The organism is Methyloglobulus sp. (assembly GCF_046714055.1).
In the GTDB taxonomy this organism is placed as follows: domain Bacteria; phylum Pseudomonadota; class Gammaproteobacteria; order Methylococcales; family Methylomonadaceae; genus Methyloglobulus.
Genome location: NZ_JBKKBJ010000200.1, coordinates 1 through 13,604 on the forward strand (window position 1 = coordinate 1; position 13,604 = coordinate 13,604).

Annotated in this window: 11 protein-coding genes and 3 tRNA genes; 7 read left to right on the plus strand and 7 right to left on the minus strand. The window is 46.4% G+C overall.

All coding sequences use genetic code 11. From position 1 onward, the window contains the following. Nucleotides 1–753 (plus strand): hypothetical protein (locus ACLQ6D_RS11785; RefSeq protein ID WP_411727484.1); only part of this gene is annotated, 753 nt, incomplete at its 5' end. Nucleotides 754–1,188: 435 nt separating this feature from the next. Here ACLQ6D_RS11785 and ACLQ6D_RS11790 read toward each other — a convergent pair. The 5 genes from ACLQ6D_RS11790 to cysS all read right to left on the minus strand — a co-directional run bounded on the left by ACLQ6D_RS11790 (nucleotide 1,189) and on the right by cysS (nucleotide 3,838). Beyond that, nucleotides 1,189–1,264 (minus strand) — tRNA-His (locus ACLQ6D_RS11790). Between the two features lie 24 nt (nucleotides 1,265–1,288). Beyond that, nucleotides 1,289–1,365, minus strand: a tRNA-Arg gene (locus ACLQ6D_RS11795). A gap of 5 nt (nucleotides 1,366–1,370) precedes the next feature. Next, nucleotides 1,371–1,447: transfer RNA gene (locus ACLQ6D_RS11800), tRNA-Pro, on the minus strand. A 106-nt stretch (nucleotides 1,448–1,553) separates the two neighbouring features. Further along, nucleotides 1,554–2,183: a methenyltetrahydrofolate cyclohydrolase gene (gene fchA, locus ACLQ6D_RS11805; protein WP_411727485.1), complete on the minus strand. Its 630-nt coding sequence runs from the start codon at nucleotides 2,181–2,183 to the stop codon at nucleotides 1,554–1,556. A gap of 149 nt (nucleotides 2,184–2,332) precedes the next feature. Beyond that, on the minus strand, nucleotides 2,333–3,838 hold the full coding sequence (cysS, locus tag ACLQ6D_RS11810; RefSeq protein WP_411727494.1) for a cysteine--tRNA ligase: 1,506 nt from the start codon (nucleotides 3,836–3,838) through the stop codon (nucleotides 2,333–2,335). 143 nt (nucleotides 3,839–3,981) lie between these two features. Between cysS and ACLQ6D_RS11815 the strand changes: the two genes are divergently transcribed. The 4 genes from ACLQ6D_RS11815 (at nucleotide 3,982) to ACLQ6D_RS11830 (ending at nucleotide 9,607) form a co-directional block, all read left to right on the plus strand. Then, nucleotides 3,982–4,563, plus strand: a complete 582-nt coding sequence (locus tag ACLQ6D_RS11815) for a peptidylprolyl isomerase (RefSeq protein WP_411727486.1) — start codon at nucleotides 3,982–3,984, stop codon at nucleotides 4,561–4,563. Between the two features lie 71 nt (nucleotides 4,564–4,634). Continuing rightward, nucleotides 4,635–5,360: a UDP-2,3-diacylglucosamine diphosphatase gene (locus ACLQ6D_RS11820; protein ID WP_411727487.1), complete on the plus strand. Its 726-nt coding sequence runs from the start codon at nucleotides 4,635–4,637 to the stop codon at nucleotides 5,358–5,360. 218 nt (nucleotides 5,361–5,578) lie between these two features. Continuing rightward, nucleotides 5,579–7,432: a methanol/ethanol family PQQ-dependent dehydrogenase gene (locus tag ACLQ6D_RS11825; RefSeq protein ID WP_411727488.1), complete on the plus strand. Its 1,854-nt coding sequence runs from the start codon at nucleotides 5,579–5,581 to the stop codon at nucleotides 7,430–7,432. A 270-nt stretch (nucleotides 7,433–7,702) separates the two neighbouring features. Beyond that, nucleotides 7,703–9,607: a transketolase C-terminal domain-containing protein gene (locus ACLQ6D_RS11830; protein WP_411727489.1), complete on the plus strand. Its 1,905-nt coding sequence runs from the start codon at nucleotides 7,703–7,705 to the stop codon at nucleotides 9,605–9,607. A gap of 68 nt (nucleotides 9,608–9,675) precedes the next feature. Here the strand turns inward: ACLQ6D_RS11830 and ACLQ6D_RS11835 are convergent, their stop codons facing one another. Continuing rightward, nucleotides 9,676–10,929: an EAL domain-containing protein gene (locus ACLQ6D_RS11835; RefSeq protein WP_411727490.1), complete on the minus strand. Its 1,254-nt coding sequence runs from the start codon at nucleotides 10,927–10,929 to the stop codon at nucleotides 9,676–9,678. Nucleotides 10,930–11,177: 248 nt separating this feature from the next. Here ACLQ6D_RS11835 and ACLQ6D_RS11840 point away from each other — a divergent pair, with 248 nt between their 5' ends. Both ACLQ6D_RS11840 and ACLQ6D_RS11845 read left to right on the plus strand, forming a co-directional pair. Next, nucleotides 11,178–11,870 (plus strand): TVP38/TMEM64 family protein, encoded by a 693-nt coding sequence (locus ACLQ6D_RS11840; protein ID WP_411727491.1) that lies wholly within the window; start codon nucleotides 11,178–11,180, stop codon nucleotides 11,868–11,870. After that, nucleotides 11,845–13,332, plus strand: coding sequence for a dihydrolipoyl dehydrogenase family protein (locus ACLQ6D_RS11845; protein WP_411727492.1), 1,488 nt, complete (start codon nucleotides 11,845–11,847; stop codon nucleotides 13,330–13,332). The genes ACLQ6D_RS11840 and ACLQ6D_RS11845 overlap by 26 nt, the downstream gene beginning before the upstream one ends. Before the next feature lie 39 nt (nucleotides 13,333–13,371). Here ACLQ6D_RS11845 and ACLQ6D_RS11850 read toward each other — a convergent pair. After that, nucleotides 13,372–13,604, minus strand: a 233-nt coding sequence (locus ACLQ6D_RS11850) for a hypothetical protein (protein ID WP_411727493.1), incomplete at its 5' end; no start/stop codon positions are given.

The window sequence follows — 13,604 nt, forward strand, 5'->3', positions numbered from 1 at the left end:
GCCTCGGGTTCTATCTTGGCCGTTGCAGCCTACGTCGGTAACAGCAGGGGCAAGCTCTATCGGTTCAATCAGAGAACTAATATGTTCAGTGTGTTGACCGACTTTAGCGACGGTCCGTTCGAAACACAGGGATATTCCCCGGTAGATATTGCTTTGGAAGCCTCCGGCAAAATTTTGGTCACCGACGGGGATGCCAGCCGTTCATCATTCAATGAGAACGGCTCGGTGTGGCGTATCGATCCAAAGAGTGGCGCACGCTCGGTGCTGAGCGATTTTGGGCTAGATCCTCAGGGCCTGAATCCCTTTTACATCGCAGTTGTTCCTGAGGCGTTTGTCAAGTTCCGAAAGTTTGTTCCGATACTCGACATTGACGTGCGGCGCGGCCATAATCATGATCGTTTCAACCTCGAAGCCGAAATTACTTTAGGTGGCGATAGTGACGGCATCCTGCCACCCAAAGAGGCTATGACGCTACGCGTAGGTTCCTATTCCGTAACCCTGCCCGCCGGTACATTCAAGGAAAAGAAACACGGTAGAAAGCAGTTTCGCTTTCATGGTAAGGTCAACGGCGTTGCGTTGCATGTAATCCTAGAGCGTGAAAATGCCAAAAACTATGAATTAATGGTGTTAGGCAGAGGCGCTGAACTCAGTAATATTGAGAATCCTGTACCCGTGACACTTACCATAGGTAACGATCAAGGAAACACCTCAGTGGAGGCGAGGATTATATGCCATAACTGGGACTGTAAATAGCACGGTAGGTTGGGGGAAGGTACGAACCCTCCAATGGCGGTTTAATTATATTGGGGGCCTTTCGTCACCCCGACCTACTACCCATAGCTAAGATATGCACCCCCCCGTATGCCGCGCCGAGCGCTGACGTTTTTATTGGGAATAAACCGTAAGACAGATTAAATGGGCGGATTTAGCCGCGCAAACATGCGGCCTATCCGTTTTTGTTTGTACTCTGGGCGCGTCGTAATCCGCCAGCTGCGGTATTCACCGAAAAGGCGTAACCGACACGAGGAAATATACAAGAAGCCAGCGATCATCAAAATGCCAGCATGCTTAAATATTTATGATGTAAAGCCCAGTTTAGTGTGGCCGACCGGGAAATGATTTCCCACCAGAATTCCCACCAGCATCTGCAAAAATACCCAGTATATTTGTTTATGTGATTCATTTTAATGGGGTGAACGACGGGGCTCGAACCCGCGACAACAGGAATCACAATCCTGTACTCTACCAACTGAGCTACGCTCACCATAGGAAATAAAACGATAAGGGGTGGCACGCTTGGCAGGACTCGAACCTGCGACCCTCGGCTTAGAAGGCCGATGCTCTATCCAGCTGAGCTACAAGCGCAAAGCTGGTCGGGGTAGAGGGATTCGAACCCCCGACATCCTGCTCCCAAAGCAGGCGCGCTACCAGACTGCGCTATACCCCGACTATCCCTTTATACTGGCTTGTTGAGATTGCCAACTGCCCTTAAAGAGTAGCGTATGATAGCGGGGGGCAGGGTAACCGTCAATTGTTTTTTCTTGTGGAGAGGATTAAAGCCTTGCTTTAACAGTCTGATAAATACCATCCACAACCTTATCAATGTCTTTTGTTGCCTGCTCCAGTTCCGCTAATTTGGCTTCTGCATAAACCTTATCTTTAAGGCTCCCTGCATTGATGTAGACATTTAATGCCGAACTTTTTAGCCCGCCATAAGCTGCCATAACCGCAGCCCCAGCATCGCTGACTACACCAGGATTGCCTTTTTCTGCGGCTATTTTGCCCAACTCAATAGTCTTTAGACAGGCATAGGCACATTGCAGAGGCACATCGGTAGCGTCTTTTAATACTTCCTGAATAGCGTCGCTACGAAGGGCTTTTTCCTCGTCCGATTCTTTAGGTAAGGCGTACTTGGACATGAGCCGAGCAAACACGTCGATATCTGATTTGATAAGGTCGGTCAATTGGCTACGTAAGGCTTCGGCTTTATCCAAGACTTCCTGCATTTCTGTTTCGACTTCTACGAACTTGGGTTTGCCAATGGTAAGGCGGCACACCATGCTGACAAGCGCAGCCCCTTGTGCGCCCATCAGTGCAGCGGCGCTGCCACCACCAGGAGTAGCGGATTTGCTGCCGAGTTCGTCAAGAAAGGTTTGTATGGATTGGTCTTTGATTTCGGTCATTGGTAAAGTTTCTATGTGTGCGGATCAAGTTTAGAAATCCGATATTGCTTGGCAGTTGTCGGGTTACGCTAGGCTCGGCAACTGCTCAATGCGTTGCCCTACCTCCTGCATCCATGTGGTCGTAACCCGACCCACATTGGCTTAAACGGTTATTCACGCCGCCAACTGGTAGTGCCGTCGGGTTTGTCTTCCAGGATAATGCTTTGTTGCTTCAGTTCATCACGGATTTGATCGGCTAAATCCCAGTGTTTGAACTGTTTAAATGTCAGTCGCTTTTGTATTTCTTGTTCAATCCATGTATCTGGTGATCTGGTAAACGAGGCTGAGCTTGAGTCAGTGGCAATTGCACTTTCAACAACAGTTACAGCGTGAACCGCCTGTCCTTTTAAAAAAATATTAGGATCATTCTGCAATATCCCCAATAAGCCGCCTAATTTTATGAGATTGTGAGCTAACTGCCCTGCCCTTTGAATTTCATACTTTTGCTTTGCCTTATTAAGTTCCGTAACAAGATCAAACAAAACAGAAAGAGTGACTGGCGTATTAAAATCATCATCCATAGCCTGTTCAAAACGGCTTTTATAAGCTTCATCTACCGAGGCATCAATTACCTCAATATCACGCAAAGCAGTATACAATCGGGTAAGCCCAGCTATTGCCTCATTCAATTGCTCATCCGAATAATTAAGCGGACTGCGGTAATGACTGGAAAGGATAAAAAAACGTATTATTTCTCCCGCGCAATCTCCGTAACGCTTTCGATAACGTTTCAACACTTCACGCACAGTAAAAAAATTCCCCAACGACTTGGACATTTTTTCGTTGTCCACACGCACGAAGCCGTTGTGCATCCAGAGGTTGACGAATTTTTCGCCGGTCGCACCTTCGGATTGGGCAATTTCATTTTCATGATGCGGAAACTGCAAGTCCATGCCGCCACCATGAATATCGAAGTGGTTGCCCAGGCAACAGGTGGACATCGCCGAACATTCGATGTGCCAGCCGGGACGACCCCAACCCCAATGGGACTCCCAGGACGGTTCCCCTGCTTTTGCCATTTTCCAAAGCACGAAGTCCAAGGGGTCTTGCTTAGCGTGATCGACATCGACACGCTCACCTGCTTGCAAATCTGCAATGTTTTTGCCGGACAGCTTGCCATAAGACTTGAACTTGCTGACTGAGTAGAACACATCCCCGTTCGTCCCGATATAAGCCAAATCTTTTTCAATCAGGGCTTGTATCATTGCTTTGATTTCAGGAATCGACTCAGAAGCCTTTGGCTCTATATATTTCCAATTTTTATCGGGATCTCCCCGTTTCACGGATAGCGCATCTTCATCCTCGTGCATAGCAGTAATGAATTTCTGAGTTAGCTTACTCATTCGTTCATAAGGTGTATCTGATTTTTCACCAGACTCATTGGCGCGTTGGATTATTTTGTCGTCAATATCAGTAATGTTACGTACATAGGTCAGTTCGTAACCTTTATGGCACAAATACCTTGCTACGGTATCAAACACGACCATGACGCGGGCATGTCCGATGTGGCAGTAGTCGTATACGGTCATGCCACATACATACATGCCGACCTTGCCCGGTACACGCGGCTGGAATTCTTCTTTTTTGCGGGTCAGGGTGTTATAAATTTTCAAGATACATTCTCGGTGCCATCCGCTAATTCTAACGCTTAATGGCAATACAATTTATACAAAGCTGGGGAATCTACCAAGATTAGGGCTTCTCTTTCAAGCTAAAAACACATAAAATTCCGCGTTTAACATCAGCACAGGTTGTAGTTATGCGTACTCTGATACTATCTGCCCTGTTGTGCCTTAGCGCAACTTCATCATTTGCAACGGAAAATAAAATGCCTGAACCCTCATCTAAAATTAAATTGACGACCTCGCTCGGCCCGATAATTGTACAACTGAACACCGAGAAAGCGCCTGTTTCTTCCGCTAATTTTTTGAACTACGTGAATGAGGGCTTTTATAACGGCACTATTTTTCACCGCGTCATTAAGGATTTTATGGCGCAAGGCGGCGGTTTTGACACTGCCTTTAAACAAAAAGAGGTTCATGCCCCCATAAAAAATGAAGCCGACAATGGCCTGAAAAACAGTCGTGGCACTTTAGCGATGGCGAGGACAAATGACCCTAATTCTGCAACGGCGCAGTTCTTTATCAACTTAAAAGACAATGCTTTCCTCGACCATACCAGCCCAACTCCCAGCGGCTGGGGTTATGCCGTATTCGGTGTAGTGGTTGAGGGCATGGATGTGGTTGATGAGATGGCAAAACAGCCGATAGGCAACCGTGGAGGCCATCAAGATGTACCGAAAACCGACATTGTTATCGAGAAAGCGGAAGTAGTGAAATAAGGCAAAAGGCGCAAGGCCAAAGATTTTTGATTTTTTCGCCTTGCGCCTTTAGCCTTGTGCCTGTTGTTGTCATGAAAACCGAAATCCTGTTTATTTCTGATCTACACATTGCATGGGATAAACCGGAAATCACCAATCGTTTTCTGCATTTTCTGGACGGCAGGGCAACAGAGGCCAGCACCTTATATATTTTGGGTGACCTTTTTGATGCCTGGGTGGGCGATGATGACACTAGCTCACCTAACCCCAAAATCCGCGAATCTCTCAAACGGCTTACGGAATCAGGTGTTCAGGTTTATTTCCAGCAAGGCAACCGTGATTTTTTGCTGGGCAAACAGTTTTGCGATAATACTGGCATTGTCCTGTTGGATGATCCTTACATAATCGACCTTTTTGGTGTGCCGACATTGCTGATGCACGGCGATTTGTTATGCACCGATGACCTGCCCTATCAGGAATTCCGGAACAAATCGCGTTCCCCTGAATGGCAGCATAATGTTCTTTCCAAACCGCTGTTTGTGCGATTGTTGGTGGCCCGTTGGTATCGAATACGAAGTTACTTCCATAAACGCAAAAAAACTCAGGAGATTATGGATGTTAATCAAGATACCGTAACCCGTATGATGGCTGAACATAACTGCTTACGTTTGATTCACGGGCACACCCACCGCCCTAACATCCACAATTTTGAAAGCAACGGCAAACCTGCCCAACGTTTTGTCTTGACGGCATGGACTAAAGACAAAGGTGTAGCCCTGGTTTGGGACAGAAGGGGCTACCGGATAGAGTCCGTTTAGTCGGTTTGTCCTTATCAATTAACATCATGAAAACCTGTTGGGTACACGTATTACATTAAAAGTTGACTTTTACGGCAAAATAATTAAATCTACTCACTTGGCGTGAATTGTCCTGTATCCGAGGAGATAATAATGATCACCCCAAAAAACTAACTAAGTCTTAAAAAATCATAATCAGTATTTTGTCTAACTAAGCAAGATATCAGGAGAAATATAATATGAAGAAGCCTCTTATAAACTGGCTACTTGCATCGAGTGTGGCAGTATTGGTAGCCGCACCAGCAATATCGACAGCAAATAGCGCAGTTGAACAACTGACAAAAAATCCAAACAACTGGGCAATTTGGGGTGGCAACTACGCCGGTACTCGTTACAGCGAACTTTCAGACATCAACGTTGACAACGTAAAGAATCTGCAACCTGCATGGTCTTTCTCAACAGGTGTTTTACGTGGTCATGAAGGTGGCCCACTGGTTATTGATGATACTATTTACATCCATACACCTTTTCCTAATACCGTGTATGCAATAGACCAAAAAACGCAAGCCGTCATCTGGGAGTACACACCGACTCAAGATGCCGATGTCACGATTCCTGTGATGTGTTGCGATACCGTAAACCGTGGTTTGGGTTATGGCGACGGCAAAATCTTCCTGCAACAATCTGATACGGTGTTAACCGCATTGGATGCCAAAACCGGAAAACGGGTTTGGAGCGTACAAAATGGCGACCCTAAACTGGGCATGACCAACACGTCTTCGCCATTTGTCGTCAAAGAGAACGTCTTGACCGGCATTTCCGGCGGTGAATTTGGTGTGCGTGGTTTCATGGCCGCTTACGAGATGAGAACCGGCAAGCTGGTTTGGAAAGGTTACAGTACGGGGCCAGATGCGGAAATACTGATTAACCCCAGCAGCACCACAACCTGGGAAAACGGAAAAGTGACTCCTGTCGGCCCAGATTCAAGCCTAAAAACCTGGAAAGGCGACCAATGGAAAATCGGTGGCGGCACCACTTGGGGCTGGTATAGCTACGATCCAAAATTGAACCTGATTTATTATGGTTCAGGCAACCCATCGACGTGGAACCCTGTGCAACGTCCTGGTGACAACAAATGGTCTATGTCTTTGTGGGCGCGTGATGCGGACACGGGTGCGGTAAAATGGGTTTATCAAATGACTCCACACGATGAGTGGGATTTTGACGGTATCAACGAAGTGCCATTGGTGGATCAAGAAGTGAATGGCAAAATGCGCAAAACCATCGTGCATTTCGACCGTAACGGTTTTGGTTACACGTTAGACCGTGAAACTGGCGAATTGTTGGTAGCAGAAAAATTCGACAAATCCGTTAACTGGGCGACTCACGTAGACATGAAAACAGGCCGTCCGCAGGTCGTTGCTAAATACAGTACTGAGCAAAACGGCGAAGACGTAAACAGCAAAGGCGTATGCCCTGCTGCGTTAGGCTCTAAAAACCAACAGCCTGTGTCTTACTCTCCGCAAACTGGCTTGTTTTACATCTCTGGTAACCACCTGTGTATGGACTATGAACCATTCGAGGTTGACTACAAAGCTGGACAACCTTATGTGGGTGCTACATTAACCATGATGCCTGCTGGCGCAGATGTACTTACAGGACAGCCTGACGGCAGCACCAACCTCGGTCAGTTTACGGCGTATGACGCTAAGACTGGTAAAATTGCCTGGTCAAACAAAGAACAATTCTCGGTTTGGTCTGGTTCATTGGCTACATCAGGTGGCGTTGTGTTCTATGGAACTCTTGAAGGTTACCTGAAAGCAATCGATGCCAAGACTGGCAAAGAACTGTACAAATTCAAAACCCCATCAGGCATTATCGGTAACGTCAATACCTGGAAATACAATGGCAAACAATACGTTGGCGTACTGTCAGGTATTGGTGGCTGGGCAGGTATCGGTATCGCAGCCGGTCTTGACACCGGTAAATCCGATTCTGACACGGAAGGTTTGGGTGCTGTAGGCGCTTACAGAAGTTTAAGCTCTTACACCAAATTGGGCGGCACATTTACTGTGTTTGCACTGCCAAACTAATTAATCTTTCCTGATTAATTGTTGTATAGAAACCCTGGTCAGCGTGACCAGGGTTTTTTTATGTCCGCAAAACCGGCATCCTCTCAAATCATCGCCTAAGGAATAAGGAAAAACTTTACCAATTCAGCTAATTTTGAGAACATAGACCCTGAAAGAAGTGGGTTACTTGACAAGCCACACCTTATCAAACACCACTTATCAGCTATATGATAGTTGTCGTGTGCTATACAACGGTAACTACAAACAATCTTTAACACACGAGATATTACCATGACAAAATTTCCAATCGACCTTGGCAGCTATCAGCGCATTAGCCTTAATCCTGGCAGCACCACACTCACATCCGAACAAAAAGCCAGCCTGAAGCACAATATTCAGCTTTGTCGTGATGCTATTGTCTTTTTCACGGCCACCGGCGCTGCGAGAGGCGTAGGAGGACACACAGGCGGGCCTTACGATACCGTACCTGAGGTGATGATTATGGATGCACTTTTCAGGGGCAGCAGCGACAAGTTCGTGCCTGTGTTTTTTGATGAAGCCGGACACCGCGTTGCAACACAGTATCTGATGTCCACCTTGAATGGCGACCTCCCGGCTGAGCGCTTGATGCTTTACCGTGAAGCACACTCGCACCTTCCAGGACATCCGGAGTTAGGCTTAACACCCGGCGTGAAATTCAGTTCAGGACGGTTGGGGCACATGTGGCCTTATGTTAACGGTGTGGCGATGGCAAATCCTAGCAAGGTATTGTTTTGTTTGGGTTCCGATGGCGCCCAGCAGGAGGGCAACGATGCCGAAGCAGCACGTTTGGCAGTTGCCCAAAAGCTGAACGTCAAATTGATTATTGACGATAACGATGTCACGATTGCGGGACATCCTTCAAAATATCTGCCCGGTTGTTCAACCGCAAAAACCCTGGCTGGGCAAGGCGTACACGTTCTCGAAGGCGATGGTGAAGATCTTGATAGTTTGTATAAACATATCATCACCGCAATCAATACCCAAGGCCCGGTCGCTGTCATTAACCATCGCCCTATGTGTCCAGGCATTGTCGGTCTGGAAGGCTCTAACCACGGCCATGACGTTATTTCTGTCAAAATGGCGATTGAGTACCTTGAATCCCGTGGACATCATGCGGCGGCTGACATTATTAAGTACCAGAAAGGTGCTAAGCAAGATTACGTGTTTAAAGGTGCCAGCGAAACCTGGGATGCCAACCGTAACGTATTCGGCGATGCGGTTGTCGGTATCTTAGGCAAAATGAGCGCTTCTGAGCGGGTTGAAAAAGTCCGCGTCATCGATAGCGACCTGGAAGGCTCTTGCGGCTTAAAGAAAATCCACGATGCGTATCCTGAAGTATTTATTGCTTCCGGCATTATGGAACGCAGCAATTTCTCGGCGGCAGCCGGTTTCGGAATGGAAAAAGGCAAGCAAGGTATTTTTGGTACTTTTAGCGCCTTTTTGGAGATGTGTATTTCTGAAATTACGATGGCCCGTTTGAACAATTCGAATGTGCTCTGCCACTTTTCGCATTCAGGTATTGACGATATGGCCGATAATACCTGCCATTTTGGCTTGAACAATATGTTCGCCGATAACGGCTTAAGCGATGGCTATGCGACCAACCTTTACTTTCCTGCCGATCCTGAGCAAATGAAAGCCTGTTTGGAAACGATTTTCTTTGATCCGGGCTTACGCTTTGTATTCTCTACCCGCTCCAAAGTCCCAAGCATACTCAATGCCAATGGAGAAAAAATGTTTGGCGGCAACTATAAATTTGTTTCCGGCAAAGACGAAATCATCCGTGAAGGCACACAAGGCTACATCATCAGCTTTGGTGAGGGATTGTACCGTTCTTTAGATGCGGTTGAACGCCTGAAACAGGAAGGTATCGACGTGGGCCTGATTAACAAACCTACCTTGAACGTGATTGATGAAGCTATGTTGGCAAAGGTTGGAAAATCGCCCATGGTACTCGTCGTTGAATCATTTAACCGCAAAACTGGGTTAGGCAGCCGTTATGGTTCCTGGTTGCTGGAACGTGGCCATTCGCCAAAGTTTGCTCATTTAGGCACTCACAAAGAAGGCTGTGGCGGTCTTTGGGAACAATTTCCGCACCAAGGCATTGATCCTGTCGGTATTATGTCCAAAGTAAAGGAATTGCTGAAGAAATAATACTCTTCCTGACTCAAAACTAAGGGCACGTTCAACGTGTCCTTGTCTATAGTCCGACTAAGAATAAGCTAATCTAACGACGGATCAAACAAGGGTTCCGGTTTACCGGTGAAATAACCTTGGGCAAAGTCAACACCCAATTTCTCCAGCTTTTCCAACTGTTCGGCATTTTCTACATACTCGGCAATCGTCTTTCGACCATACAATTTGGCAGCAGACGTTATAAAATTAACCACCAGCTCAGAATACGGATCAACCAAAAAATTGTTAATAAACGACCCGTCGATCTTCATAAAATCGACATTAAACTTGGACAAGTTTGCCAGGTTACTCGAACCGATCCCAATATCATCCAGGGACAATTGGCAACCCAAACGATTTTTCAATAAATTCATAAAATGGATGGCTTGCTCAAAATCCCGATCCGCAACGGTTTCCGTAATTTCAAAGCAAACCTGTTCAGGATTGACCCCAAACTGCTTGAATTCTTTTGCCAAAATATCGATAAATGGACTGTAACGAATCGTGCTGCCCGAAATATTAAGCGAATACACGGTGTTTGGATGCTGTTGGGCAAAAAAACGGCAAAATTCTTGCACCACATAAAAATCAATTTCTCGACTGATATGAAATAATTCAGCCGTTTCCAAAAATCGGCTTTCCGAATCAATGTCCCCCTGCCCGTTTTTATAACGCAGTAGCACTTCATATTTTTGCCCTGTCATTACTTGCTGCTTAATGATCGGCACGATAGGTTGGGCAAAAAGGACAAACGAACGGTTTTTCAAACCCTCCGTTATTGTCGGCAGCAACCTTAGTGAGTCGTAATAATCATGCAAAATGGGATCATCATGTTCGATGAGCTTTACCAGGCTATTGCCTGTACGCCTTGCCTGAAATAACGCCTCATCAATTGCGGCCAGTATTCTTTCAGGTGTCTTATATTCCGGCGCTAAAGGCGTTACACCAATAATTAATTTTGGATAATAGCTAACATCGTCTATGTCTATGGTTTGCCTATCCAGTAACTGCGCCAAGTCTTCAGCAATCTCAAGGCTTTCCTTGGCCGGGAGTTTCAGGATAACAGCGAACCGGTTCCAACCTAATTTGCCCATGCTAGCATTCGGCAAATTTTTAATCCTGTTGTAGATAATATGCTGAATGGCACTTATAAGCCTTTCTTCCGCGCCAATACCTTGCAACAAACTGGCAACTTGGGGCGCGTGATTGATCTCAGCATAAATTAGGGTGTGATGTGAATCATTGCCTGAGGAAATGTGTCCAATGGCTTGAATGAATGAAGGTCTGGTTAACAAATCCATTTTTTTCTTGAGTTATCTTGCCACTAAAGAATCAAATTTAGAAGCAAACCTGACTCTGAGATTATTACAACTAAAAGGAAAGTACAATTAAGTATAATTACGTATGTGCCGATTTTAAAGGACAGCTTAATTGCTTCATGATATCAACATACGCTAAAACGAATAACGATTGCACGGGTATATCAAATACCTGTAAAACATAACATCCATACCAAAACGGGTGAATGTTAACACGTCCAGAGGCTTATATGAAACCATCAAAAACTCAGTTGATAGCAATAATCGCCGTATTGGTTGTGATCTTTTTTTATTTCGATTTGCAGGACTACCTAACCTTGGCTAAGCTGCAATCCCAGCAAGAAGCTATTCTTTCTTACCGTGCCGCGCATCCCTTTATGACGGTGGTTGCCTATGGGTTCATTTACATCGCTGTAACCGGGTTATCGTTACCCGGCGCTGCTATTCTCACGCTGGCTGGAGGCGCCCTGTTCGGCCTGCTTTGGGGGACGGTAATTGTTTCCTTCGCCTCCAGCATTGGTGCAACATTGGCTTTTCTCGCCGCCCGGTTTTTATTTCGTGACAGTGTTGAACGTCAGTTTGCTGATCGACTCAAAACGGTTAACGATGGCATTGCCAAAGACGGCGGTTATTATCTGTTCACCCTGCGATTAGTGCCGTTGTTTCCGTTTTTCATTATCAATCTGGTGATGGGCTTAACCACCATGAAAACGGCTACCTTCTATTGGATCAGCCAGATTGGTATGCTCGCCGGTACGCTTGTTTATGTCAACGCGGGTACCCAGCTCGCTAGCATTAAATCCTTGTCCGACATAACCTCACCTCTCTTGATTGGTTCGTTTGTATTACTGGGTATCTTCCCGCTTATCGCTAAAAAATATGTCGAACATCGCGCACATGACAAAAACCAACATAACCCATAAATGGACTAAACCCAAGAAATTTGACAATAATATTATTGTAATCGGAGGTGGTTCCGCAGGTTTAGTCACCGCTTACCTAGCCGCTGCGGTCAAAGCTAAAGTCACGCTGATAGAAAAACACCAGATGGGCGGCGATTGCCTCAATACAGGCTGTGTACCTTCGAAAGCCCTCATAAGCACCACCCGCTTGCTTGCCAATGCCACTCGCGCAAAGGAGTTTGGCATTGCCAAAATGACGGCAGACTACAAGTTTTCGGATGTTATGGAGCGTGTGCAGAGTGTGATTAAGTCCATAGCGCCCCATGATTCTGTCGAACGCTACCAAAACCTGGGGGTTAACGTCATTGAAGGTCACGCCCGAATAATCTCACCCTGGGAGGTTGAAGTCACCACAAAGCCGGGAACACAGACCCTGACAACCTTAGCTATCGTTATCGCTGCGGGCGCACGTCCCCTGGTACCATCCATACCCGGCATTGAAAACATCGACTATTTAACCTCTGATTCCGTCTGGAATCTGCGTGTACAACCCAAGCATTTGATCGTACTGGGTGGCGGGCCTATCGGTTGTGAACTGGCGCAATGTTTCGCCCGTTTAGGCAGCAACGTCACCCTGATAGAAATGGCACCACGGCTGTTAATACGGGAAGACGAAGACGCTTCCGATCTGGTATTAGGGCAGTTCATGGAAGAAGGCATAGATGTCCGTCTTGGTCATACCGCAAAACAATTCGTAGTAGAAAACAATGAGAAAATCCTGTTGGTGGAGCATGAAGGCAAGACGGTACGCATTCCATTCGATGCCATATTATTGGCTCTCGGGCGTACGCCGAATACGTCTGGTTATGGCCTCGAAGACATAGGCGTGGAATTGTCGCCTAAACTTACCATCCAGATAGACGGCTTTCAGGCGACCAATTATCCCAATATTTTCGCCTGTGGCGATGTATCGGGCCCCTACCAATTTACCCATACGGCTGCACATCAGGCCTGGTACCCCGCCGTTAATGCCCTGTTCGGGAATATCAAAAAATTCCGTACCGATTATTCAATCATTCCCTGGGCAACCTTTACCGAACCCGAAGTTGCAAGGGTTGGCCTTAACGAGCAAGAAGCCTACGAACAAGGAATTAAATATGAAGTCAGCAAATATGATATTGCCGATTTGGACAGGGCAATTGCTGACGGCAATGCCCACGGTTTCGTTAAAGTGCTGACAAAACCAGGTACGGATAAAATCCTCGGAGTCACTATCGCGGGTGACCATGCCGGCGACTTGATTGCGGAGTTTGTGCTGGCCATGAAGCATGGCATAGGCATGAACAAAATCCTGGGGACCATACACATTTACCCAACGCTTGCCGAAGCCAACAAATACGTCGCCGGAGTCTGGAAGAAAAACCATCAGCCGGAAAAATTGCTCAAATGGGTTCAGACGTATCATACTTGGCGACGGAGTTAGAGCGGTTAATAATGTTAAATACGAATAATCGGGGGATTCTTAGTTTTCTATTCTATTCAAGTGTCTTGCCAAAAAAATTAGCACAGGGTATGATCGCCTTAAAATAGATTGGACAATGGCGTTGAAATACCTATCCATCACGCTGGATGCGGCATTGGAATTTTCCAAAATCGCATCGGGCAGGGCAAATGAAAAAGGAGCCGCGCGATGATCAGCCTGTCCGACATCCTGGATGCAGGAATCCTGATCGTTGATGACCTGGAAGCCAATGT

Bases quoted from the DNA above. Each gene is read 5' to 3' on its own strand.
- fchA (WP_411727485.1), bottom strand. From the start codon at position 2,183: ATGACCGAAATCAAAGACCAATCCATACAAACCTTTCTTGACGAACTC.
- ACLQ6D_RS11815 (WP_411727486.1), top strand. From the start codon at position 3,982: ATGCGTACTCTGATACTATCTGCCCTGTTGTGCCTTAGCGCAACTTCA.
- ACLQ6D_RS11845 (WP_411727492.1), top strand. From the start codon at position 11,845: ATGACAAAAACCAACATAACCCATAAATGGACTAAACCCAAGAAATTT.
- ACLQ6D_RS11840 (WP_411727491.1), top strand. From the start codon at position 11,178: ATGAAACCATCAAAAACTCAGTTGATAGCAATAATCGCCGTATTGGTT.
- ACLQ6D_RS11830 (WP_411727489.1), top strand. From the start codon at position 7,703: ATGACAAAATTTCCAATCGACCTTGGCAGCTATCAGCGCATTAGCCTT.
- ACLQ6D_RS11825 (WP_411727488.1), top strand. From the start codon at position 5,579: ATGAAGAAGCCTCTTATAAACTGGCTACTTGCATCGAGTGTGGCAGTA.
- ACLQ6D_RS11835 (WP_411727490.1), bottom strand. From the start codon at position 10,929: ATGGATTTGTTAACCAGACCTTCATTCATTCAAGCCATTGGACACATT.
- ACLQ6D_RS11820 (WP_411727487.1), top strand. From the start codon at position 4,635: ATGAAAACCGAAATCCTGTTTATTTCTGATCTACACATTGCATGGGAT.